The organism is Metabacillus rhizolycopersici (assembly GCF_020075705.1).
Genome location: NZ_JAIQUM010000042.1, coordinates 14,709 through 37,277, shown reverse-complemented (window position 1 = coordinate 37,277; position 22,569 = coordinate 14,709). Strand labels below are relative to the sequence as shown.

Sequence of the window (22,569 nt, the reverse complement as noted above, 5' to 3'; positions counted from 1 at the left end):
GTCCGGCCCCTCTAAGGTCTAGCCACACATGAATTGAAGGTAAAGTACACCTTCTATTCATGTGCGTCTTATGCCTGCCTTAGGCTGATCAAGGCGCTTGCGCTTTTGTTCCAGTTTGCCTAAATAGTTAAACCCGGATTAATTGTTGCTCTTATCTTTAGTCGCAACTTTAAAAGTCCATCTACCATTTTCATGTAGAACTCTAAGTGTGCTTATGAAAAAAAACTGTCTGGAGATACTATCGGTAAGTAAGAGAGGAGGAGTATGAATGGGCCAACAACATCGTTTTAGATCAGGTCAAAAAGCACCTAATAATGGAATCTACGTAGAAATAGGTGAAACAGGGGATAATGTGAAAAATCCCGGTCAAATCAGATTAAAAGCAGGCGATCGCTTTCCTGAAACGGCTAATCAAAATCGCCATTGGACATATAAACGGAAACCATAAACAAACAAAAACCCTACTAAAAAGTAGGGCTTTTGTTTGTAAGAAGAACTTTATTGATTAATGATGCTCAGGTTCTGCTGCTGTCTCAATCGGGATCACTTTAGCAATCAGAAAGATGACTAGGGTTGCAATGACAGACAAAATTGATGCAGATGCAAAGTCATAGTGACCACCTGTCATCGAATTAACAACATATGAAGTCATATTTATTAATAATAAAGTCCAAAAAAATGTCAAAAAGAAACGCACTGTCTTCACCTCAATTTCCAGACGAATTCTTACTATATATATTAACACAAGTTAATTGAAATATAAAAGAACCTTTTTATATGTAAGAAGTAATATATAGTTACAATCATTTAGGCTGTACGAATACTGAGTACAAATCCTCTTACAGGAAGATAACCCTAGAATGCTGAAAAACTTGCTTACTAAACAATCTTTTAAATGTAATGACCAAATTTATCATAATTGTGACAGTGTCCCATTCTTTTTAAAACCTTATACATACATTATAAGAAAGAAACCGGAATATGATGTTTTCACACACAATTTTTATTGAGGAATTAAGAGAATGAAAGAAAGGGGGTGGGCAAGAGATGCAAATTACGGAGCGCTTTTTTAAGCTTGAAACGGAATGGAATGTTATCCATTTACCTACAAGGCCAAATGGGTTTGGAATATTAATATTAGGCGATCGATCAGATTTTGTGGATGAAAGCTCCAGTCTTTGGCATCAACATTATGGGAGAAATCAACTCATTTCAGATTTAATGAATGAGGGGTACACACTTTTTCATTCTAATTTATTCGGAAATAATTGGGGAAGTCCGCGAGCAGTAACAATGGCTAAGCAACTTTATCATCTAATCATGAAAAGGGAAATATTAAATCAACATATTCACCTGTTGACGGATGGAATGGGAGGACTAACTGCATTACAATTAATGGAGGCGATCCCAGATAAAATACGCTCTGTGGCTATGTTGAATCCTTGCCTTGACCTCCAAGCCCATCTCGAAAACGAAAAAGAGCATAAGTTCTTTTATATGCGATTAGTAAAAGAAATCTCTACAGCATACGGTGTCGATGAGAAGATGGTAAAAAAAATAAACATGCCAATGATGAACGGCTCGACTTTTCAAAAACCAGTACGTATTTGGCAACGAATGAATGGCAGCACATATCCGCCGCAGCACCATAGTAAAAAGTATGAAGAGCTAAGAAAAAATATGGGAAGCCCGATCAAGCTCATCTACCATCTAGGTGACAATCCTTATCGAACTAACCAATCGATTATAAAGTTTTTTAAAGAGAACGAGAAGGTTTTATAGTGATGGCAAGTTAATACACCAATAAATGGAGGCTGAAAACACTTCTAATTATTGGTGTTTTTTTGATGCTCAAGAGAAATGGCTCAATCCGAAATAAAAGGATAGTGGGAAAAGTAGAGTGGTTCAATAAACTTTAAAAGTGGTTCAATCACAGTACAAAGTGGTTCAATTCTCAGGGGAACTGGTTCAATCCCCAACAAAAAGAACGGATGAAAAGTAGTTTGATTCCCACATCAGACAAATACACCTTATCTCTCAAAGAAAGACGAAACCTCATGAGCTTTTCCAAATAGAGACTAATTCTATCTCTGGTTGCATACGATACAATAACTGCGTATGAGGAGGAAAAAAATGCTTAAACGAGTTATTGTCTTTGGAGCCCACTCATATTTTGGTTTTGGCCTTTGTGAACGGTTAATTAGTGAAAGCGTTGAAGTGAATGGAATTCTTTTAAAACCAAGGAACCCAATCAATAAACTGATGTTGGATGAACGTTTATTATCGGTTGGAAGAAATGCTTTACTACAAACAATGAACGGTTATGAGCGAACGGGTAATGATGATATGACCGATATGATCATTCATTGTTGTGATGATGGTGTTGAGGCATCGTTACTAGAGCAAGATCGACAAAATCTAATAAAATCTGTTGAGCTCGCAAATGAAATAAATGTTCCGTATTATTTCATTACTTCAAGAAATAATGCTGAAGAACGTTTGAGAAAAGAGCATAGTAAATTTTGTGAAGATTATTTGAGAGATAATTTGGAATCGTGTACGACACTTCAGCTTCCTTTATTGTTTGGTCCATTTCAACCTCCAACAGAAAGCATACCTCAATTTTTAACAAGTTACATAAGGTGCCACAAAGATGTGCTAGTTGTTGATGAGCCTTTATTATTTATTGAGGATGCCGTTAACGCTGTATATGATTTGTTGGAGCATCTTGAAGTAGGAAATACGTATTCTTTTTTGCCGGATCTAGAAAAAGAAGATGAGTATCCAATGTCACTTGGGGTACAAATGAAAACGGATGACTCCCAAAAGGATCGAAATGAAAAATATGTCATAAAAGTACCAACTAGTTTAGAGAAGGGGCTGAAAGAACAAGTAGCATTTATCGAAAAATATAAAGAGATTCTTAACCCCTAAAATAGTTAGTGCTTGTACAATCGAAGAGAGAAAGGCTAAAATATAAAGGATAAGTACAATAAAGCGAGGCTTACCTTAATCTTTACGGACAGTAATCCACACCGAAATTCTTGGCGTTTAGGAAACTATAAAATTCTTGTACTCTGGATAAGCGCACGACATCTAGCGCAAGCGTTCGGCCCCGAAGCACAGGACGTGCAAGTGCAGTCAATGCGACAGGACGTCGCGTTCTTGACTGCCTCTTGGGTCTACAGCCCCTCTTGAATTAAAGGTGAAAAACACCTTCTATATCAAGAGCGTCTTATTGCTCGAGGCTGATCAAGGTGCTTGCGCTTTTGTTCTTTCTTTTGAATTTCTAAGGTTGGGATTTTACTGTCTGTTTAAAATAAGATAAATTAGAAAACGAGGAGGGGTTGCCCATGTACAAAAAGCTCGCACTTATCCTTATTATTCTTTTTTCGCTTTTCGGTTGTGGACAACCTACAGTATCTGGTCAGCTTCAGAAGGTTGGTTTGTTAGTTCCTGAAACAATTGACGATAAAGTTTTGGGGATAAGGGGGTATGAAGGCCTTCTGAAAATTCAATCTGAATTAGGGGTTGATGTGTTTTATAAAGAAGGTATGAACGAGGAAAGTGAAGTTCGCGCAGCAATAGATGAATTTCACCAAAATGAGGTCAACCTGATTTTTGGATATGGTAGCGAATATGGTAGTTTTTTTAATTCTATGAGTGAGGATTATCCAGATATTCACTTTGTTCTTTTTAATCAAAATGTAACTGGTGATAATGTTACTAGTTTAAATTTTGAATCGCATGCTATGGGGTTTTTTGGCGGAATGGTTGCAGGTGAAATGACAAAAACCAAAAAAGTTGGTGTGTTGGCAGCTTTTGAGTGGCAACCTGAAATAGATGGCTTTTTTGAAGGGGCCTATTTTCAAAACGAAAATGTTCACGTTGAAATCAGCTACGTTCAAGATTGGAATGACACCTCAGTTGCTTTACCTCTTTTAAATGAAATGATTGATTCAGGTGTTGACATCGTGTATGTTGCAGGAGATGGATATAATGTCCCAGCTATTGATAGGCTAAAAGAAGAAGGTCTGTTTGCAATTGGTTTTGCTATTGATCAATCTGATCTAGGAAAAGGAACTGTGTTAACCAGTACTGTCCAGCATGTAGACACCTTATATGAGGTCGTTGCAAAAGCTTATAATAAAGGTGAGCTTAAAAGCGGAGAATTAAATTTTGATTTTGAGGACGGAGTAATTACAATGGGGCAATTTAGCCCTCTTGTCGATGAATCTTTTCAAGTAAAACTTGAAAAATACATCAAGGAATATAAAAAAAGTGGAATACTTCCAAATCAAATGTAATTAAATTTTTGGCTTTTTCTATACAAATTCACCGTGGCATTATATGATAAAAACATAAGAATAATGATATGGAGTGGGTAATATGGAACAACATCCAAAAGTGATGGAATTTATGCAAATTGCTATGAAGTATTTACCAGAAGCGAAAGAAAAACTTGAGGGAACTGGTATTGAATTATCAATGGAAACACTTCAACCTATGTTGGAACTTTTTACAAAAGTAATGGGTGAAGCTTACGAACTAGGAAAGAAAGATTCACAATAACGTGAAATGATTAAAAAGCTGCCGTTTTTGGCAGCTTTTTATATTTTCTTTTTAATATAATCCATAAGTGGAGAAAGTTGCTCTAGCATCGGTTTTAGATCCTTAAGTGATACCATAATATCATCAATTTGCTCAAGTAAGGTAAAATAATTCACATCATCTATTTCGGTGTTCGTTTGTTGTTGATCATTGTTTCTTTCAGAAGATCTAGTTCCGAACATAAACTCTGTAAATCGGTCAACAGGCGGTGTTTGTGCCTTTTCTTTTTGAGCAATATCATCGTTTTTATCATGATCCATCTTTGGTATTTCTTTATGTTCATCTTCAAATTCCACGTTGTCACCTCCATGAGTAATGATAATCAATTCATATCTTTTGGTTTTACTAGTAGTTTATGTCACCGTATGTTACGGGTTCTAGTCAGCTGTACTAAAACATTAATATTGAAAAAAAAAAGGTTATAAGATAAAATTAGTACCAAGTCATAAGAATTGATATAAGGGATTCAAATTTCCAACAGTCAAGGTATTACAATCAATTAATGTGGGATAAATAAAATACCTAACTAATATAAAGGGGTTGCAAATATGAATGCAGGGATAATTGGTATTGGACGGTATACACCTGAGAAAATCGTAACAAATGCAGATTTAGAAAAAATGGTGGATACATCGGATGAATGGATTCGCACTAGAACTGGTATAGAAGAACGTCGAATTGCGGATGATTCAATCGATACGTCTGATATGGCATTTTTTGCTGCTGAAAAGGCGATTGCAGATGCAGGAATTGCAGCTGAGGATATAGATTTAATTTTAGTTGCAACAGTTACACCTGACCAGCCATTTCCTTCTGTCGCTTGTATGCTTCAAGATAAATTAGGCGCTACAAAAGCAGCAGCAATGGATGTTAGTGCGGCATGTGCTGGATTCATGTACGGTATGATTACTGCTAAGCAGTTTGTTGAAACTGGAGCATATAAGAATGTTTTAGTTGTGGGAGTTGAAAAACTTTCTAAAATAACAGATTGGAAAGACCGCAATACTGCGGTGTTGTTTGGAGACGGAGCAGGAGCTGCTGTTATCGGACCTGTAAGTGAAGGGAAAGGAATTATTTCCTTTGAACTTGGTGCAAATGGGACGGGTGGTAAGCACCTTTATCAAGATGAGTATATTATCATGAATGGTAGAGAAGTATTCAAATTTGCAGTTAGACAAATGGGTGAATCATGTGTAAATGTTCTTGAAAAAGCTGGATTAGGGAAGGAAGATGTTGATTTCTTAATTCCACATCAGGCTAATATTCGAATCATGGAAGCGGCTAGAGAGCGTTTAGAGCTACCTGTGGAAAAAATGTCAAAAACAGTACATAAATATGGAAACACGTCTTCCGCTTCCATTCCGATTTCGTTAGTAGAAGAATTAGAGGCCGGCAAAATCAAAGATGGCGATTTGATCGTTATGGTAGGTTTCGGTGGTGGATTAACTTGGGGTGCGATTGCACTTCGTTGGGGTCGCTAATTAGACGCACTTAATAGATGTCAATGATAATGGAATAGGATAAACAATAATAAGAGATGGTGACGGACACTTTGCAATCCGTCCCTAATAATGAATGTATTATCTAAAAAGGTGAGGTGCAATACTTATGGAAAAAAGGCGAGTTGTTGTAACGGGACTAGGAGCATTATCTCCGATAGGAAATGATGTAGAAACAACTTGGAAAAATGCAATAAATGGCGTATCTGGTGTTGGGCCAATTACGCGCGTAAACCCAGATGATTTTCCAGCTAAAGTTGCTGCAGAATTAAAAGATTTTGATATCGAGCAATACATGGATAAAAAAGATGCAAGGAAAATGGATCGTTTCACACAATATGCGGTCGTTGCTTCTTTAATGGCAGTGAAGGATGCGAACTTAGAAATAACGGATGATAACGCTCCTCGTGTAGGTGTTTGGATTGGTTCTGGAATCGGTGGTATGGAAACATTTGAAACACAATATAGAATTCTTTTAGAAAAGGGGCCTCGTCGAGTAAGTCCGTTTTTCGTCCCAATGTTAATACCTGATATGGCTACTGGGCAAGTATCAATTGCTTTAGGTGCTAGAGGATTCAATTCATGTACAGTTACCGCTTGTGCAACAGGGACGAATTCAATCGGTGATGCTTATCGAGTAATTGAACGTGGTGAAGCAGATGTGATGGTAACAGGTGGTACAGAAGCACCATTAACAGAAATGTCATTTGCTGGTTTTTCTGCGAATAAAGCTTTATCGACAAATCCAGACCCTGCAACAGCAAGCCGTCCATTTGATCAAGGTCGTGATGGTTTCGTAATGGGAGAAGGTGCGGGGATTATTGTTCTAGAGGAATTAGAGCATGCACTAGCTCGTGGTGCGAAAATTTATGCTGAAATCGTTGGTTATGCAGCAACGGGTGATGCGTATCATATAACTGCTCCTGCACCAAATGGTGAGGGTGGAGCTAGAGCAATGAAGCAAGCTGTTGAAGGTAGCGGGCTGAACGTGACTGATATTGATTATATCAATGCTCATGGAACAAGTACTCCTTACAATGATAAGTTTGAAACATTAGCAATTAAAGAAGTGTTTGGCGAGCATGCTAAGAAGCTAGCGATTAGCTCAACAAAATCGATGACTGGTCATTTATTAGGTGCCGCTGGTGGAGTAGAAGCAATCTTTAGCGTTTTAGCGATTAAAGAAGGTATCATTCCTCCGACAATTAATTTACAAACACCTGATCCAGATTGTGATTTAGACTACGTTCCTAACGAGGCGAGAGAACAAGACGTGAATGTTGCATTAAGTAACTCTTTAGGCTTTGGTGGACATAACGCAACGATTATCTTTAAAAAATACGAGGCATAATCATAGTGAAGGACCTGACAATTAGTCAGGTCCTATTTAATCGTTAAGGAAACTATAAAATTTTTGAACTGTGGATAAGCGCACGACATCCAGCGTAAGCGTCCGGTCCCTCTTGGGTCTAAGCCAATCAGGAATTGAAGGTAAAAAACACCTTCTATTCCTGATCGTCTTATTTGCCCGAGGCTGATCAAGGCGCTTCCGCTTTTGTTCTTTACTAAAAGAACACTCCTATCTATTGACTCATAGGATATCATGGGAAGGAGTGGTTAGGTGAGCGTAATCGATACAGTTAAATGGTTAAAGGAATCATCCGATCAAATAGAAATTTGCAAAAAGCTGCGACCGTATTTTACTAATATAAACGAACAAAATATTAGGAAATACTTACAATCATTTGGCATGTATAAGAGCAATCAGCGAACTGATAAATGGATTGAAAGAGCAGAAAAAGATAAACTCCTTGCATTTATAAAAGAAGAAGAAAGAAAACTGAAAACAGAATGGAATGGACCGAATAGTTCAATCTTTATTCTTCCAAGTGATGAAAATAATCGAAAAATAGAAATAGAATATAAAGGGAGATCAGGTTTGGCTTTTCGTAATAAATTGTTCTTATTTCTTTCGTTGGATACAGAAAAAAGGGATATTAGGTCATTATTCATTCATGAATTTCATCATGTTTGTCGACTAGCTGCTGTAAGAAAACAAGAAAAGCATTTTACAATCATTGATACGGTGATCATGGAAGGTTTAGCCGAAAATGCCGTCCGTGAAAAGCTAAGTGAAAATGATATTGCGTCTTGGGCCAAACTTTATTCAGACGATCAATGTGAACGATTTCTCAAAAAAATCATCTATCCGCAAAAAGATGTAACGAGAGAAAATCCTAAATTTTCACAAATGATGTTTGGGACTGGTTTTTATCCGAAGATGGTAGGGTATGCAGTTGGATATTATATCGTAAAAGACTATATGAACAAAACTGGTCTAAAAACGAAGGAGTTATTAAGTTTACCAGCAGAAGAGTTTTTTAAAGACTTACAATAACAAAAGCGCAAGCGCCTTGATCAGCCCCGAGGGGCTAGGCGCTGGATGTCGTGCGCGTATCCACAGTACAAGAATTTTATAGTTTTCTATACAATAAGAAAGCGTATTTTCTTAGAAACCTTATTTCACATTATCGGGTAGTAGTCCTCGCAATTAAGAGGTTAGTAAATGAAAGAATAATGACCACTAATAGAGAAGATAAGCTTTACTAACCATCAGTGAGGGGGAAAGAAGACCCTGCTGATGGTAGCATGGTGATAAGTGTGGGAAAAGTTAAGATTATGTGAAATAATTCTATGGAATATCTACATTGTTTGGAATAAATTCTCTATTTTTTGCCTATACTGTTAGACAAATGGTGATGAAGTGAGGGATAAAAAATGTTATTTCTTCATGATGTTTGGGTAAATTGGTTTGAAGGTGAAGAGAATGGGTACAGCGTCTGTCATTTCCATGAATGGAGAAAGGATGATAGCGTTGAACTCCTAGATCAGGTCCCCCTTTTAAAGGTTAATTCCTTACTCTTTAACTACATAGAAAATAGCTTATCGGAGTTACCACCTGGTCTATTAAAAGATATTTTTCAAAAAGCTTATATAAGAAAAAATCATGAAAGAATTCAATTGGATTACTGTTTTATCGTAACAGATGGGACTGGGATCATCGTTGTCGATACAATTGGTTATACAATACCAATTCGTAAAAGTAGGATTATTCCACGACAAGAACAGCTTGTCTTTGAAATGGTGAAAGAGATTGAGCCTGAAGAATATTCGACTGAATTCATTAAAAATGAATCAGAAGATAGGGAATATCATATTTTATCATTAGCCCCAGAACACGTGCGTGGTCTTACTAGAAAAGAACGCCAATTAAAGCAGCTATTGTTTATGGCACTTGACCAACTACAAGCGACGAAAAATGCTGCAGAAGTAAAGTATTGGTATACCGAATGGAATCCAACTATGTATGTGAACATTCAGGATCGAGAGTTTGATGAAGTGTGGGAAAAGCTCTATCAAGAAACATTGCAAGGATGGACGCCGAAACATATTCAATTATGTGAACATTTAATTAAGGGGCAACCCTTTTTCGAAAAGCTCTGGAATATGGAACAGGAATCAAAGGTTAACTAGTCTGTCAAATGATTATAAAAGCGGAATATCCTTATGTAAGCCTTGGCTAACATAAGGATATTCCGTTTTTCTTATAATATCAGAATTTATAAGTTTTGGCTTCGAGAATTGTCTAGCTGCAGCGCCTAGCCCTTCGAGGTCATAAGACGCTTTTGAATAGAAGGCAAAGCACGCCTTATTCAAAAGCGTCTTATTTGCCCGAGGCTGATCAAGGCGCTTGCGCTTTTCTTACTTTCTTTTCCGACCAAGTCCCATTGCATTTTCCATCTTTTTAACCATCTTATGGGCAACTGCATTTGCTTTTTCAGCACCTTGGTCTAAAATTTCATCTAAAGTATCGGATTCCATCAGTTCTTTATGTTTTGCTTGAATTGGTGCTAAAGCATTGACAACAACCTCTGCTACATCTGTTTTAAACTCACCATAGCCTTTTCCTTCATATCTTGCTTCAATTTGTTCGATCGATTCATTGTTTAAAATGGAATAGATAGACAACAGGTTAGAAACACCGGGCTTATTTTCTTTATCAAATTTCACAATACCATCAGAGTCCGTAACAGCACTTTTTATCTTTTTCTCAATTTGCTTTGGATCATCTAATAATGTAATGAATGCTTTAGGGTTTGCGTCAGACTTACTCATTTTCTTCGTAGGATCTGCTAGGGACATAATCCGTGCGCCTACTTTAGGAATACGGACTTCAGGGATTGTAAAAATATCATTATATTTTTTATTAAATCGTTCAGCAAGATCCCTTGTTAATTCTAAATGTTGTTTTTGATCTTCCCCAACTGGTACTAGATCAGCACTGTATAGTAGGATATCCGCAGCCATTAGTGGAGGATATGTAAGTAATCCTGCTGAAACAGCGTCTTTTCCTTGTGATTTATCTTTAAATTGTGTCATTCTCTCAAGTTCACCGATATAGGCTACACATTGCAGCATCCAACCTGCTTGCGCATGAGCAGGAACCTCTGATTGGATAAAAAGAGTCGCCTTATTTGGATCTAATCCAACTGCAAGATAAAGTGCTGCAAGACTTCTAATGTTTTTTCGTAATGCAAGTCGATCTTGAGCAACAGTTATCGCATGTTGATCTACGATACAATAATAACAATTATACTCGTTTTGCAGCTCAACAAATTGCTTCATTGCTCCAATATAATTTCCTAATGTGACTGATCCACTTGGTTGAATTCCTGAAAAAATTGTTTTCATGCTAATCCTCCTAGATTTAAATAGTTACTGACTTTGATGAAAAAACTTTGGAATTAGTGTTCGTGTCTAGCTACAGCGCCTAGCCCCTTAAAAATCATAAGCTACTCCATAATAGAAAGGCAAAGAACGCCTTCTATTATGAAGCGTTTTATGCCAGTCGGGTCTGAACAAGGCGCTTTCGCTTTTTAAATAAAAAAAGCCCACTCGTACCCTATTGATAGGGACGATGGACCGCGGTGCCACCCTACTTATTTCTAAATGTAGAAATCACTTCAATCTTTAACGCAAGATCACGTCTGCACGTACTAAATTCTGCGCAGAAGCTCTAAAGTCCATTCCATATCGTTCATTACCTGTTCACAGCAACCACAGGCTCTCTATAAATGAAACATATATGTACTACTCTTTATCATCGCTCAACTATTTTTATTTATTATAAAAAAAGAAATGAAAATTTGCAAATTGTTTGTTTCTTTAAATACTAGAAATAGTAAATGAAAAGTGCAATGACCATGAGGACCATCAAGAGAAAACCACTATATAACATTGGCGAATGATCAAAGTCTACTAAATCTGAGACTGGTGTCATTTCATGAACTTCATTTTTTGATAATGCTTTACCCTTTGAAACGAAAACCCTTCGAAATCCATAGGTGATGGCATCAAAGAATCCACCTTTAATTGTCATAGTTAATAGTGATAGGAAAATATAAGTCCCTGAAATCACAAAAGAGATGTTTATAAAATGTAATAAAGTTAATTCTTTGTAAATGAAAAAAGAAAGTAAGATTGTCGCGAATAATGACACAATAAATAGTATAGAGGTTTTTTTATAGGGCAAACTTAAATCACTCTCTTCCAAATGACGGTTATTCCTATTATAGCAAAAGAAGAGAGAAGAGAAAGATGTGCAAAAGTTATATTAGTAATATTTCATGACTGTAAATTTACAAATACAGGATGTGATTGTAAAGATAATTCATAAAAGAATAAAATCGAGAAATATAAAATTTGTAACGGTTTTCAATCTAGTTAAATAAAGAATTTAGTTGGAAAATCACAAAGATAATTAGGTCTTTTTGAGGATTTTTTGTTAAAAATTCATTAAGATTATTGCCTTTCTGTAAATTTTATTAAGAAAATAAATGCATAATTGTTTGAATACTTGTATAATGTAACTTGTACGGACAACTTACATAAAAAAGGGGAGGTTTACTAGTGAAAAAAACTAAATTTTTTCAACTAATAGCTATATCACTTGTGCTGAGCGTATTGTTAGCTGCATGTAGTGGTGGTGGTGAGGATACTAGTAAGGATGCTGATAAGGAAAGTGCTAATGCTACGCAAGAATTAAAAGCATTAGAATTACAAGCAATTCCGTCAATGGATACTGTTATGGCACAAGATACCGTTAGTTTCACTACGATGAATAACGTAATGGAAGGTTTATATCGTCTTGATTCAAACCAAGAGGTCGTTGGTGGTATGGCTGAAGGTGAGCCTGAAGTTAGTGAAGACGGTACAGTATATACATTTAAATTAAGAGATGCAAAATGGTCAAATGGTGACCCTGTAACAGCTAGCGATTTCGTCTTTGCATGGCAACGCGCAATTGATCCAGAGAATGCATCACCATATGGCCCATATATGATGGATGGGAAAATTAAAGGTGCTGCTGAAATTTCTGCAGCAGGTGCAGCAAAAAAAGAGTACGATCTTAACACTTTAGGTGTAAAAGCAATTGATGAAAAAACGCTTGAAGTAACATTAGAAAGACCAATTCCATTTTTTAAATCATTAATGTCATTCCCAACGTTCTATCCACAAAACCAAAAATTTGTTGAAGAGCAAGGAGATAATTATGCGAAAACGGCTGAAAATCTAATTTATAACGGACCATTCGTTTTATCTAACTGGGATGGAAGTACAGCGTCATCTTGGACATACTCTAAGAACGCAGAGTATTGGGATGCAGAAGCAGTTAAATTAGAAACTGTTCAATGGAATGTATTAAAAGATGCACAAGCAGCAGCTAATGCGTTTGAAACTGGAGAAGCTGATGTAACTCCTAAACTTACATCTGACATTGTTCCTCAATATGAAGGTGATGAAAGATTAGTTAAATGGTTAGAACCTACTATTTTTTGGCTGAAAATGAACCAAAAAGATAACGAGGCTTTGGCAAATGTAGATATTCGTAAAGCTATTGCACAAGCGGTTAACAAAGATGATTTCGTGAATAGTGTGTTGAACAATGGATCAATTGTAGCAAACTATGCAGTACCACAGGATTTTGCTAAAAACGATGAAACTGGTAAGGATTTCCGCGAAATTAACGGAAATGAATTATTACCTTACAATGTAGAAGCAGCGAAAGAATCGTGGGAAAAAGGCTTAGCAGCTTTAGGAACTGAGAAAGTTGAATTGAGATATTTAGGCGATGATACTGAAAATGCTAAGACAATTGCAGAATACGTTAAAAATCAATTAGAAACAAATCTTCCGGGCTTAACGATCAAAGTTGAAAGTGTACCATTTAGTGTCCGTATAGATCGTGAAAATTCTCAGGATTTTGACATTCAAATGGCCGGTTGGGGTCCTGACTACCTAGACCCAATGACGTTTTCAGACCTATGGTTAACTGGTGGCGGAAACAATAAAATGGATTACTCAAATGAAAAGTATGACCAACTAGTGAATGACGCTCAAACAACTTTAGGGCAAAAACCAGTTGAGCGTTATGAAGCTCTTGCAAAAGCAGAAAGAATTTTACTTGAAGAAGACGCTGCGATCGCGCCAATGTATCAACGTTCTTCTAATGTTTTAGTTGGCGAGAGAGTCGAAAACTTTACTTACCATTTAGTAGGACCAGAGTACAGCTTTAAATGGACATCTGTAAAATAATTTGTATAGACAACCTATACTGAATTTTTACAGTGTTTTGGGCGAAAAGAGAGTATATTGTTTGTCAATATACTCTTTTTCCCTTGTTGGGGAATTGTCGAATATTGTAGAAAATTAAAAAATTAGGAGGTGCGTTCATATGGTGAAATACTTAGCCGGGCGAATACTTTATATGATCATTACTCTGTTTCTAATTGTGACCTTTACATTTTTTCTCATGAAAATAATCCCTGGTACACCTTTTTCAAATGCTGCTAAATTGTCGCAGACACAGCTTTCAATTATGACGGAAAGGTATGGATTAGATCAACCAGTACCAGTTCAATATATGAACTATATGGTAAATATTTTGAAAGGCGACCTTGGAGTATCCTTTCAATTCAATAATGTAGGTGTTACGAAGATTCTTATGGATAGCATTGGCCCATCAGCAGTATTAGGATTCCAAGCGATTCTCTTTGGTACATTATTCGGTATCATTTTGGGGGTAATCGCAGCATTACGTCAGAATACGTGGGTTGATTATGGGGCTACATTTATTGCTGTACTTGGGAAATCAATACCATCCTTCGTATTTGCAGGTCTATTGCAATATTACTTTGCGGTGAAATTAGGCTGGTTTCCAGTAGCGTTTTGGCGGGGACCTGAATATTCGATATTGCCTACTATTGCTTTAGCGATGTTCCCAATCGCGACTGCAGCAAGGTTTGTACGAACTGAAATGGTCGAGGTGTTAGAATCTGATTATATTACACTCGCAAAAGCAAAAGGTGCAAGTTGGTTTGAAATAGCATTTAAGCACGCACTTCGAAATGCGTTAATCCCAGTTATTACAGTATTAGGACCACTTGTTGTAAGTTTGATGACAGGTTCATTAGTCATCGAGAAAATATTCGGTATTCCGGGTCTAGGTGAGCAATTCGTTAAATCAATTCAAGTAAATGATTATCCTGTTATCATGGGCACAACCATTCTTTTTGCGGTATTATTTGTTGCAGTCATTTTAATTGTAGATCTACTATATGGAATCATTGATCCGCGTATTCGTTTAGCGGGAGGGAAAAAATAATGGCAATCGAAAAAAAATCAAAAGATATGTTTGAGCCCGCGATGATCGATTCAACAAAAAGTGAAGAGATGTCAAAACCTAGTTTAAACTATTGGCAAGATGCTTGGTTACGAGTGCGGAAAAATAAAGGAGCAATTGTAAGCTTGGTTGTATTAGTTTTATTAACGATTATGGCTTTCATTGGTCCACATTTAAATAAATATGGGTATGACGAACAAAATCTACCACATAATAATTTACCACCAAGAATACCCGTGTTAGAAAATATTAGCTGGTTGCCATTTGACGGAGATTTAGTAAGAAAAAATGGTGATGTATACAACGCGTATGAACAGAAGAATGTTGATGATTACTATTGGTTAGGGACTGATAATTTAGGTCGTGACATTTTTACACGGTTATGGATGGGTACACAAGTATCATTATATATTGCTCTTTTGGCTGCAGTAATTGACATGGTAATCGGTGTTATTTACGGGGCAGTTTCTGGATTCGTTGGTGGGAAGACAGATAATATTATGCAACGGATCACTGAAATTTTAGTAGGAATTCCAAATCTGGTGGTTGTTATTTTAATGATTATTGTGTTAAATCCAGGTATTTTATCAATTACAATCGCACTGACCATTACAGGGTGGGTTGGAATGGCTCGGGTTATTCGGGCTCAAGTGATGAAGCTGAAAAATCAAGAATATGTTTTAGCTGCCAGAACGTTGGGACTTTCGAATGGAAAAATCATTTCGAAACATCTAATTCCTAACTTGGCTGGTGTTATTATCATAAATACAATGTTTACGATCCCAAATGCAATTTTCTTTGAAGCATTTTTAAGCTTTATTGGTTTAGGGCTACAACCACCATTAGCTTCCTTAGGAACATTAATTAATGATGGCTTTAAAGTATTACAATTATACCCATACCAAATGGTTATTCCAGCGATTACCATTAGTGTCATAATGGTTTGCTTTAATATGATTGCAGATGGACTTCGTGACGCATTAGATCCGAAAATGCGAGACTAGAAAAAGGTAGGTGAATCTAAATGGAAAAAATCTTAGAAGTGAAAGACTTGCATATTTCATTCCACACATTTTCAGGGGAAGTGCAGGCAATTCGAGGAGTTAATTTTGATTTGCTAAAAGGTGAGACTTTGGCAATTGTAGGTGAATCTGGTTCGGGAAAATCAGTTACGACAAAAACGATTATGCGCTTGCTCCCAGAATCGAACTCTGACATTAAGCATGGAGAAATTCTTTTTGAAGGTAAAGATTTAACGAAACTTACAGATAAAGCGATGCAAAAAATTCGTGGGAAAGATATTTCGATGATCTTCCAAGATCCAATGACATCTTTAAATCCAACGATGAAAATAGGAAAGCAAATTATTGAACCAATTGTAAAGCATCAAAAATTGAGTAAAGCAGCGGCAAAAGAACGTGCAATTGATATCTTAAAGCTAGTCGGTATTCCACAGCCCGAAGTCCGTTTTAATCAATATCCACATCAATTTTCAGGTGGGATGAGACAACGGGTTGTTATCGCGATTGCACTAGCTTGTAATCCGAAAGTGTTAATTGCAGATGAGCCAACAACAGCATTGGATGTAACGATTCAAGCGCAAATTCTTGAACTTATGAAGGAATTGCAAAAGAAGATTGAGACATCGATTATCTTTATTACCCATGACTTAGGTGTTGTAGCAAATGTGGCGGATCGCGTTGCTGTCATGTACGGTGGGAAAATCGTTGAAATTGGTACAGTAGACGAGGTTTTCTACAATCCACAACATCCATACACATGGGGGTTAATTAGTTCAATGCCAAGTCTTGATACAGTTGAAGAAGAATTGTATGCAATTCCTGGTACACCGCCAAATCTATTAAATCCACCAAAGGGTGATGCGTTTGCGCCCCGTAATGAATATGCGATGAAAATAGATTTAGAAGAGCAACCGCCAATGTTTAAAGTGTCTGATACACATTACGCGGCAACATGGTTACTACATCCTGATGCACCAAAGGTTGAACCACCTGCTGCAGTTAAACGACGTCAGCGTCAATTCCCTAGAATAAAGGAGGGGAAATAGGGTGACAACAACTGAAAAGCTAGTCGAAATAAAAAATTTAAAACAATACTTTAACGTCGGTAAACCAAATGAAGTCAAAGCGGTTGATAATATCTCATTTGATATTTATAAAGGTGAGACGCTGGGATTAGTTGGTGAATCAGGATGCGGAAAATCAACAACTGGTCGGACGATTATTCGATTATATGATGCAACAGATGGCGAAGTTTTATTTGATGGAGCGGATGTTCATGGCAAAAAATCGAAAGCACAACTAAAGGAATTCAATCGCAAAATGCAAATGATCTTTCAGGATCCACAGGCTTCATTAAATCCACGAATGAAGGTTTCAGATATTATTGCTGAAGGTATTGATATTCACGGGCTTGCAAAATCAAAAACTGATCGGATGAACAGAGTCGTTGAACTTCTTCAAACAGTTGGATTAAATAAAGAGCATGCGAATCGTTACCCGCATGAATTTAGCGGTGGACAACGCCAACGTATCGGAATCGCTCGCGCTCTTGCTGTTAAGCCTGAATTTATTATTGCCGATGAACCGATTTCTGCACTTGATGTATCCATACAAGCACAGGTGGTCAACTTATTGAAAAAGTTGCAAAAGGAAAAGGGACTAACCTATTTATTTATCGCCCATGATTTATCGATGGTTAAGTACATTAGTGATCGTATTGGGGTAATGTATTTTGGGAAATTGGTTGAACTTGCAGATGCAGATGAGTTATACAATAATCCGATGCATCCATATACTCAATCCCTCTTATCTGCGATTCCACTTCCGGATCCAGATTATGAACGTACCCGCGTTCGAAAAACATATAATCCAAGCGTGCATAACTATAAACCAGGTGATGAAGTTGAATTTCGTGAAGTGACACCAGGACACTTCGTCATGTGTTCACAAGCAGAATATGAACAATTAAAAAAACAGAATTCTTAAAGTGAAAGATTGCCTTATGTTTAGGGCAATCTTTTTTCTTGTCAAAGAAACGATGAAATTCTCGTATTGTAGATATGTACTTCGACTTCCAGTTTTGGTTGCATTTTAAGAACAAACGTTCTATAATTGTGATAGAATATAAGGCAAATATATGCTCTCTCCACACTAGCTTTTTTTGATCGATGTGATTAAGGTCATTTACGCTTTTTGAATATGACTTGTAACGTGAACTACCACGAGCCTAAAGGCATCGTGGCTTCTGAAAAGAAGTTGCATGGTTTTTAGCTTCGTCCCTTCAAGGGTGAGTTTACCAGACTCAGTTAGGAGAAATCCTAGCTACGTTAATGAGGTCATGACACCTTTGGTTGACGCACCAGACCGTTGCTCTGTCATCCATGTTTAAGTAGGGCTGAGGTAAGGCTCGGTGACATGGATGTAAAAAGCCTTTTTAACATTGTCGAGGTGAGGTCGGATTCCTTGTATGGTAATAGCACAAGGATACGCACAACCTACCTTTGGGTAGAGAGTTTATCTGAAAGGATGTTTTAAATGGTTTACGTTTTGAATGTATATGGAAAACCACTGATGCCTTGTTCTTCCGTCATCGCTAGATTGTTACTCAAACAAGGAAAAGCGAAAGTCAAGGGAAGAACACCGTTCACGATTCAGTTGTTGTACAAGACAGAAACCGAATATGTTCAGTCGTTGACTCATGGGTTAGATAGTGGGAGTGCGAAAGTAGGATCTGCTGTTTCTGGTGAAAAAGGAAATATCGTCTATATGGCTCAAATAGAAACTCGTTATCGCAAAGCGAGATGGCTAAACCGCAAGAACTCGATGAAAAAGGATCGTTTCTCGCCTACCATGACGAGTAAGATTCATGCTCATGTAAGAGAAATGAAGTTTGTTCAAACGGTTCTTCCTATCTCAAAAACGATTATAGAAACCGCTACGTTTGACCCTCATGCCTTAAAAAATCCAGCGGTTTTAACCAACAAATGGTTATATCAAAAGGGAATTAATTACGGGTACGCCAATACAAAAGCGTATGTATTAACGAGAGATGGGTATTGCTGCCAACATTGCAAAGGAAAAACAAAAGACAAACGATTAGAAGTTCATCACATTATTTTCCGTAGTGAAAATGGCTCTGATGAAGAAGATAACTTACTTACTCTTTGTAAAACGTGCCATGACGCCCTCCATCGTGGAGAAGTTGCGCTTAAAAAGAAAGGCAAGAAAAAAGGGAAACTCAATCATGCTACGCAAATGAACAGTATTGGCATTCAACTGTTAAAGCGAACCCATGCAGAAGAAACCTTTGGATTCGTAACGAAAGAACACCGTCAGCTTATGAGGTTGCCGAAAGAACACTACTTCGATGCCGTTGCGATTACAACCCAAGGAAAAGAACCGACCTTTAAAACGTCCAATGTCTTGTTTAAAAAATGCGTTTCTTATGGTGATTATCAGCAAACCAAAGGTGTTCGTAGTGAACAAGTGATGCCCACAGGAAAACTCTTTGGATTCCGTAAGTTTGACAAGGTTCAATACAAAGGGAATGACTATTTCATTAAGGGGCGTATGTCAACAGGATACGCCATTCTAATGGATACGGAAGGCAATAAGGTGGATTTAAAGCCGATTCCAAAGTTTTCTAAGATGAAGAGAGTGAGTGCTAGAAAATCGTGGATGACCATACCAAAAATCATTCTAAGTTTTTACTCATGTGCCACTTGATATTTGTGTGTAAATATCGAAAGAAGTTGTTTATTCCACTTGGAAATAATGTAAAACAACTCATGCATGATATAGCTAATAGGTATCATTTTAGGATCGTTGAAATGGAAGTAGACAAAAATCACATCCATTTACTTATTCACTATGAACCTAAGATGAGTATTCTTGAAATCGTAAGACTACTCAAGCAAATGACTACGCTTCACATTTGGAAACAACATGAAAAATATCTTGTTAAACATTTTTGGAAAGAACGAACTTTTTGGAGTGACGGATATTTCGCTTGTTCCATTGGAAACGTTAGCAGAGAAACGATTCAAAAATATATCCAAGAACAAGGTTAAAAGCAGGCTTACATCCCCTACCCTAAAGGGATAGGGGTTTTACGCCCGATTTTATAAAAAGTGGAAGAATCGTTGATTTTGTCGAAATTATCCATGTTTAACGTAAAAAAGAAAGGGTATATCTAAATATAAGAGTAGTTATTTGAAAGCAAAAGGGAGTAAATCAATGAATTGGTATGAGAAGTTAAATCAGTATTTTCCCATTGAAGAAATGAAATCTAAAGAGCATATGGAAACTCTACTGATAGAAAAAGCTGATATTTATCATAAAGACGAGGGAAAAAACCATGTGATGATGTACGCTGAACTCAATGAATTTATCTTTATCGATTATATCTTTGTCTCAAATAAAGCAAGAGGTGAAGGACTAGGTCATAGGCTTTTAGAAAAGTTAAAGAAAAAAGGAAAGCCAATTATCCTTGAAGTTGAGCCAATGAACTATGAAGATACAGATACTGAAAAAAGATTGAAGTTTTATCAAAGGGAAGACTTTAAACATGCGAATGCAATTGGCTATGAACGGAGATCACTTGCAACGAATGAAGTGAATAAATTGGAAATTCTCTATTGGGCTCCAAATGGTGAATCTGAAGAACATATTTACAAAGCAATGAAAAAAACCTATAACATCATCCATACATTTAAAGATAAAGAGTTATATGGTGAATCATACCAACCTGTAAGCGAGGTATTGTCTCTAAATGAGGAGAGTAATAACAAAAACATTTTCGATGATTTAAGTTAATTGAGAATGGGGAATTTAAATGACAGATAATTCGATCAAGGAAAGGATCTAATTAATTAAGAAAAAACCCCAATGAAAATTCAACGTTATAAGGATTTTTTGATGATTATAAAGGGTTCGTCACACTTTTCATTAAATTCTATATGCATACTTACTTTTTTTATAGTATAATCTAAATAGGAATTCTTATTTTAAAGTGATTTTAATTTCTATATACAGTTTGGTTTGATTTTTAACTCATTCTATAGTTTGAGGAGTGAAGGATGAATGGTAACATTATTTACATCACCTAGTTGTACTTCTTGTCGAAAAGCTAAAGCGTGGTTGGAAGAGCATGATATTTCATACGTGGAACGAAATATTTTCTCAGAGCCTTTGAAGATTCAAGAGATAAAAGAAATATTAAGAATGACTGAAGATGGCACTGATGAAATTATTTCAACTCGCTCAAAGACTTTCCAAAAATTAAATATCAACCTTGAGTCGATGCCATTGCAGGATTTATACAATTTGATTCAAGAGAATCCTGGTTTACTTCGACGTCCAATAATTATTGACGAAAAGAGACTTCAGGTTGGTTACAATGAAGATGAAATTCGCCGTTTTCTTCCACGACGTGTACGTACATTTCAGCTTAAAGAAGCGCAGCGTTTAGTAAACTAAATAAAGCATTTAAGTAGATCAAATTCAGTAACTTAGATGTAAATAAACCAAAAAACTATTGATAAAATCAATAGTTTTTTATCTATAAATTAATGGATTTTTCTATAGAAAGTCAAGCGCAGGATAAATAAGGTCCATTACTGCCTATTTACTCGTTCTAAATTGATTTTAGGAATAGGTAAGGAGTAGATAGGTAGATTTTCGCCACTTATTAACTTTTTCGATCAGTACGTAAACTAAATAGTTGTTGATAAAGTACACCTGCAAATAGAATGAATGATGTTGTTAAGTAAGGCAAACTTTGTGCAAGTAGGGGATACGATATGAAAAGTGTTTGAAGTTGGTGCTCCCCAATGATCATTTTTCCCGCTGTATATGCAAGCAATCCGCCACCAACATAGATGAGCAATGGGAATTTAGTAAGTAATGAAAGAATAATTTTGCTTCCCCAAATAATAATAGGTATTGAGACGAATAATCCAATAGCTACTAATCCCATATGTCCCTGTGCGGCTCCAGCAACTGCTATGACATTATCAAATCCCATTAATAAATCTGCGATTACAATTGTCTGAATTGCTTTCCATAACGAGTCATAACTTTTAATCGAATTTGTGTCATCATCTTTGCCTACGATTAAATGATAAGCAATGTATAAGAGGAAGACACCACCTATGAGCTGCAAAAATGGTATTTGTAATAAGTAGACAGCAATTAATGTAAGGAAAATTCGGAAGACAATTGCAAGTACTGTCCCTAAAATAATTGCTTTGTTCCGCTGAATAACAGGTAAATTACGACAGGCCATTGCAATGACAATTGCATTATCAGCTCCAAGTATTAGGTCAATTCCAATAATCACTAAAAGTGATAGAAGAAATTCTTGTTCCATGCATAAACCCTCTTTCAGCTTATTGACTGCTCGTACAAGTATATGAAATCAATCATAAAATATGATTGTAGAATCATATAGGTAAAATAACTGTTTTTGTAAATTTAGTTCTTTTTTATTTCCTTTCAGCACTTTTTATCATAAAATAGGGGTACAAGATTCTTGCATCAATGAAGGTTTTGAATTAGGTGGATTTATTCGTCACAATTATTTGATGAATGCTAACACCTTTCCTTTACTTACGATTAAAAATCGTACAATATGGGTAAAGTGTAGTAAAGTGCAAATACCCTAGAGGGGGTTGTCCCTTCAACATCAATTACA

The 22,569-nt window shown here is 36.5% G+C and carries 23 protein-coding genes and 1 other annotated feature; of the genes, 18 read left to right on the top strand and 5 right to left on the bottom strand.

Translation table 11 applies throughout. The features are described from left to right. The first annotated feature begins 268 nt into the window (after nt 1–268). Nucleotides 269–448, top strand: coding sequence for a YjzC family protein (locus tag K9V48_RS17225; protein WP_111615736.1), 180 nt, complete (start codon nt 269–271; stop codon nt 446–448). Nucleotides 449–505: 57 nt separating this feature from the next. Here the strand turns inward: K9V48_RS17225 and K9V48_RS17220 are convergent, their stop codons facing one another. Then, nucleotides 506–685: a YjzD family protein gene (locus tag K9V48_RS17220; RefSeq protein WP_263432868.1), complete on the bottom strand. Its 180-nt coding sequence runs from the start codon at nt 683–685 to the stop codon at nt 506–508. A gap of 362 nt (nt 686–1,047) precedes the next feature. Between K9V48_RS17220 and K9V48_RS17215 the strand changes: the two genes are divergently transcribed. The 4 genes from K9V48_RS17215 to K9V48_RS17200 all read left to right on the top strand — a co-directional run bounded on the left by K9V48_RS17215 (nt 1,048) and on the right by K9V48_RS17200 (nt 4,572). Further along, a complete protein-coding gene (locus K9V48_RS17215) occupies nt 1,048–1,782 on the top strand; it encodes an alpha/beta hydrolase family protein (protein ID WP_224140270.1) in 735 nt (244 codons plus the stop codon). 351 nt (nt 1,783–2,133) lie between these two features. Further along, complete coding sequence (locus K9V48_RS17210; RefSeq protein ID WP_224140268.1) at nt 2,134–2,934, top strand: hypothetical protein; 801 nt, start codon at nt 2,134–2,136, stop codon at nt 2,932–2,934. Between the two features lie 419 nt (nt 2,935–3,353). After that, complete coding sequence (locus K9V48_RS17205) at nt 3,354–4,307, top strand: BMP family ABC transporter substrate-binding protein (RefSeq protein WP_224140267.1); 954 nt, start codon at nt 3,354–3,356, stop codon at nt 4,305–4,307. A gap of 82 nt (nt 4,308–4,389) precedes the next feature. Continuing rightward, nucleotides 4,390–4,572, top strand: coding sequence for a ComZ family protein (locus K9V48_RS17200; RefSeq protein ID WP_224140265.1), 183 nt, complete (start codon nt 4,390–4,392; stop codon nt 4,570–4,572). A gap of 38 nt (nt 4,573–4,610) precedes the next feature. Here the strand turns inward: K9V48_RS17200 and K9V48_RS17195 are convergent, their stop codons facing one another. After that, the gene (locus K9V48_RS17195; protein ID WP_224140263.1) at nt 4,611–4,907 is read right to left on the bottom strand and encodes a hypothetical protein; all 297 of its coding nucleotides are present in this window, start codon (nt 4,905–4,907) and stop codon (nt 4,611–4,613) included. Between the two features lie 252 nt (nt 4,908–5,159). Here K9V48_RS17195 and K9V48_RS17190 point away from each other — a divergent pair, with 252 nt between their 5' ends. From K9V48_RS17190 to K9V48_RS17175, 4 genes are all read left to right on the top strand, one after another. Beyond that, nucleotides 5,160–6,092 carry a beta-ketoacyl-ACP synthase III gene (locus K9V48_RS17190; RefSeq protein ID WP_224140262.1) on the top strand — a complete coding sequence of 311 codons (933 nt, stop codon included), beginning with the start codon at nt 5,160–5,162 and terminating at the stop codon, nt 6,090–6,092. A gap of 127 nt (nt 6,093–6,219) precedes the next feature. Further along, on the top strand, nt 6,220–7,461 hold the full coding sequence (gene fabF / locus K9V48_RS17185) for a beta-ketoacyl-ACP synthase II (protein ID WP_224140261.1): 1,242 nt from the start codon (nt 6,220–6,222) through the stop codon (nt 7,459–7,461). A gap of 270 nt (nt 7,462–7,731) precedes the next feature. After that, on the top strand, nt 7,732–8,508 hold the full coding sequence (locus K9V48_RS17180) for a DUF2268 domain-containing putative Zn-dependent protease (RefSeq protein WP_224140260.1): 777 nt from the start codon (nt 7,732–7,734) through the stop codon (nt 8,506–8,508). Nucleotides 8,509–8,888: 380 nt separating this feature from the next. Beyond that, nucleotides 8,889–9,644, top strand: coding sequence for a YjbA family protein (locus K9V48_RS17175; RefSeq protein ID WP_224140259.1), 756 nt, complete (start codon nt 8,889–8,891; stop codon nt 9,642–9,644). A gap of 228 nt (nt 9,645–9,872) precedes the next feature. Here the strand turns inward: K9V48_RS17175 and trpS are convergent, their stop codons facing one another. Both trpS and K9V48_RS17165 read right to left on the bottom strand, forming a co-directional pair. Next, nucleotides 9,873–10,862: a tryptophan--tRNA ligase gene (gene trpS / locus K9V48_RS17170; protein ID WP_224140258.1), complete on the bottom strand. Its 990-nt coding sequence runs from the start codon at nt 10,860–10,862 to the stop codon at nt 9,873–9,875. Between the two features lie 216 nt (nt 10,863–11,078). After that, nucleotides 11,079–11,284, bottom strand: a binding site (T-box leader). A gap of 59 nt (nt 11,285–11,343) precedes the next feature. Then, complete coding sequence (locus K9V48_RS17165) at nt 11,344–11,703, bottom strand: DUF3899 domain-containing protein (protein ID WP_224140257.1); 360 nt, start codon at nt 11,701–11,703, stop codon at nt 11,344–11,346. 377 nt (nt 11,704–12,080) lie between these two features. On the opposite strand from K9V48_RS17165, the gene K9V48_RS17160 reads away from it, so the two are divergent. The 9 genes from K9V48_RS17160 (at nt 12,081) to spxA (ending at nt 21,353) form a co-directional block, all read left to right on the top strand. Next, nucleotides 12,081–13,766, top strand: a complete 1,686-nt coding sequence (locus tag K9V48_RS17160) for a peptide ABC transporter substrate-binding protein (RefSeq protein WP_224140256.1) — start codon at nt 12,081–12,083, stop codon at nt 13,764–13,766. 139 nt (nt 13,767–13,905) lie between these two features. Then, nucleotides 13,906–14,835, top strand: coding sequence for an oligopeptide ABC transporter permease (gene opp3b, locus K9V48_RS17155; RefSeq protein WP_224140255.1), 930 nt, complete (start codon nt 13,906–13,908; stop codon nt 14,833–14,835). Beyond that, complete coding sequence (opp3C, locus tag K9V48_RS17150; protein WP_224140254.1) at nt 14,835–15,857, top strand: oligopeptide ABC transporter permease; 1,023 nt, start codon at nt 14,835–14,837, stop codon at nt 15,855–15,857. Before opp3b ends, opp3C begins: the two co-directional genes overlap by 1 nt. Nucleotides 15,858–15,877: 20 nt before the next feature. Continuing rightward, the gene (locus tag K9V48_RS17145; protein WP_224140253.1) at nt 15,878–16,921 is read left to right on the top strand and encodes an ABC transporter ATP-binding protein; all 1,044 of its coding nucleotides are present in this window, start codon (nt 15,878–15,880) and stop codon (nt 16,919–16,921) included. Between the two features lies 1 nt (nt 16,922). Beyond that, on the top strand, nt 16,923–17,861 hold the full coding sequence (locus K9V48_RS17140) for an ABC transporter ATP-binding protein (protein WP_224140251.1): 939 nt from the start codon (nt 16,923–16,925) through the stop codon (nt 17,859–17,861). 549 nt (nt 17,862–18,410) lie between these two features. Continuing rightward, nucleotides 18,411–19,601, top strand: coding sequence for an RNA-guided endonuclease IscB (gene iscB / locus K9V48_RS17135; protein ID WP_224140250.1), 1,191 nt, complete (start codon nt 18,411–18,413; stop codon nt 19,599–19,601). After that, a complete protein-coding gene (gene tnpA / locus K9V48_RS17130) occupies nt 19,589–19,945 on the top strand; it encodes an IS200/IS605 family transposase (RefSeq protein ID WP_263432867.1) in 357 nt (118 codons plus the stop codon). Before iscB ends, tnpA begins: the two co-directional genes overlap by 13 nt. 166 nt (nt 19,946–20,111) lie before the next feature. After that, nucleotides 20,112–20,690, top strand: a complete 579-nt coding sequence (locus tag K9V48_RS17125; protein WP_224140248.1) for a GNAT family N-acetyltransferase — start codon at nt 20,112–20,114, stop codon at nt 20,688–20,690. Nucleotides 20,691–20,957: 267 nt separating this feature from the next. Beyond that, the gene (spxA, locus tag K9V48_RS17120; protein WP_224140247.1) at nt 20,958–21,353 is read left to right on the top strand and encodes a transcriptional regulator SpxA; all 396 of its coding nucleotides are present in this window, start codon (nt 20,958–20,960) and stop codon (nt 21,351–21,353) included. Nucleotides 21,354–21,564: 211 nt separating this feature from the next. Here spxA and K9V48_RS17115 read toward each other — a convergent pair whose 3' ends face one another. Continuing rightward, nucleotides 21,565–22,245: a TerC family protein gene (locus K9V48_RS17115; RefSeq protein ID WP_224140246.1), complete on the bottom strand. Its 681-nt coding sequence runs from the start codon at nt 22,243–22,245 to the stop codon at nt 21,565–21,567. Nucleotides 22,246–22,569: the final 324 nt, after the last annotated feature.

What these genes read in the sequence shown, in the direction of transcription:
- K9V48_RS17225 (WP_111615736.1), top strand. Translation starts at nt 269, where the DNA reads ATGGGCCAACAACATCGTTTTAGATCAGGTCAAAAAGCACCTAATAAT.
- K9V48_RS17215 (WP_224140270.1), top strand. Translation starts at nt 1,048, where the DNA reads ATGCAAATTACGGAGCGCTTTTTTAAGCTTGAAACGGAATGGAATGTT.
- K9V48_RS17210 (WP_224140268.1), top strand. Translation starts at nt 2,134, where the DNA reads ATGCTTAAACGAGTTATTGTCTTTGGAGCCCACTCATATTTTGGTTTT.
- K9V48_RS17205 (WP_224140267.1), top strand. Translation starts at nt 3,354, where the DNA reads ATGTACAAAAAGCTCGCACTTATCCTTATTATTCTTTTTTCGCTTTTC.
- K9V48_RS17200 (WP_224140265.1), top strand. Translation starts at nt 4,390, where the DNA reads ATGGAACAACATCCAAAAGTGATGGAATTTATGCAAATTGCTATGAAG.
- K9V48_RS17190 (WP_224140262.1), top strand. Translation starts at nt 5,160, where the DNA reads ATGAATGCAGGGATAATTGGTATTGGACGGTATACACCTGAGAAAATC.
- fabF (WP_224140261.1), top strand. Translation starts at nt 6,220, where the DNA reads ATGGAAAAAAGGCGAGTTGTTGTAACGGGACTAGGAGCATTATCTCCG.
- K9V48_RS17175 (WP_224140259.1), top strand. Translation starts at nt 8,889, where the DNA reads ATGTTATTTCTTCATGATGTTTGGGTAAATTGGTTTGAAGGTGAAGAG.
- trpS (WP_224140258.1), bottom strand. Translation starts at nt 10,862, where the DNA reads ATGAAAACAATTTTTTCAGGAATTCAACCAAGTGGATCAGTCACATTA.
- opp3b (WP_224140255.1), top strand. Translation starts at nt 13,906, where the DNA reads ATGGTGAAATACTTAGCCGGGCGAATACTTTATATGATCATTACTCTG.
- opp3C (WP_224140254.1), top strand. Translation starts at nt 14,835, where the DNA reads ATGGCAATCGAAAAAAAATCAAAAGATATGTTTGAGCCCGCGATGATC.
- K9V48_RS17145 (WP_224140253.1), top strand. Translation starts at nt 15,878, where the DNA reads ATGGAAAAAATCTTAGAAGTGAAAGACTTGCATATTTCATTCCACACA.
- iscB (WP_224140250.1), top strand. Translation starts at nt 18,411, where the DNA reads ATGGTTTACGTTTTGAATGTATATGGAAAACCACTGATGCCTTGTTCT.
- tnpA (WP_263432867.1), top strand. Translation starts at nt 19,589, where the DNA reads ATGTGCCACTTGATATTTGTGTGTAAATATCGAAAGAAGTTGTTTATT.
- K9V48_RS17125 (WP_224140248.1), top strand. Translation starts at nt 20,112, where the DNA reads ATGAATTGGTATGAGAAGTTAAATCAGTATTTTCCCATTGAAGAAATG.
- spxA (WP_224140247.1), top strand. Translation starts at nt 20,958, where the DNA reads ATGGTAACATTATTTACATCACCTAGTTGTACTTCTTGTCGAAAAGCT.
- K9V48_RS17115 (WP_224140246.1), bottom strand. Translation starts at nt 22,245, where the DNA reads ATGGAACAAGAATTTCTTCTATCACTTTTAGTGATTATTGGAATTGAC.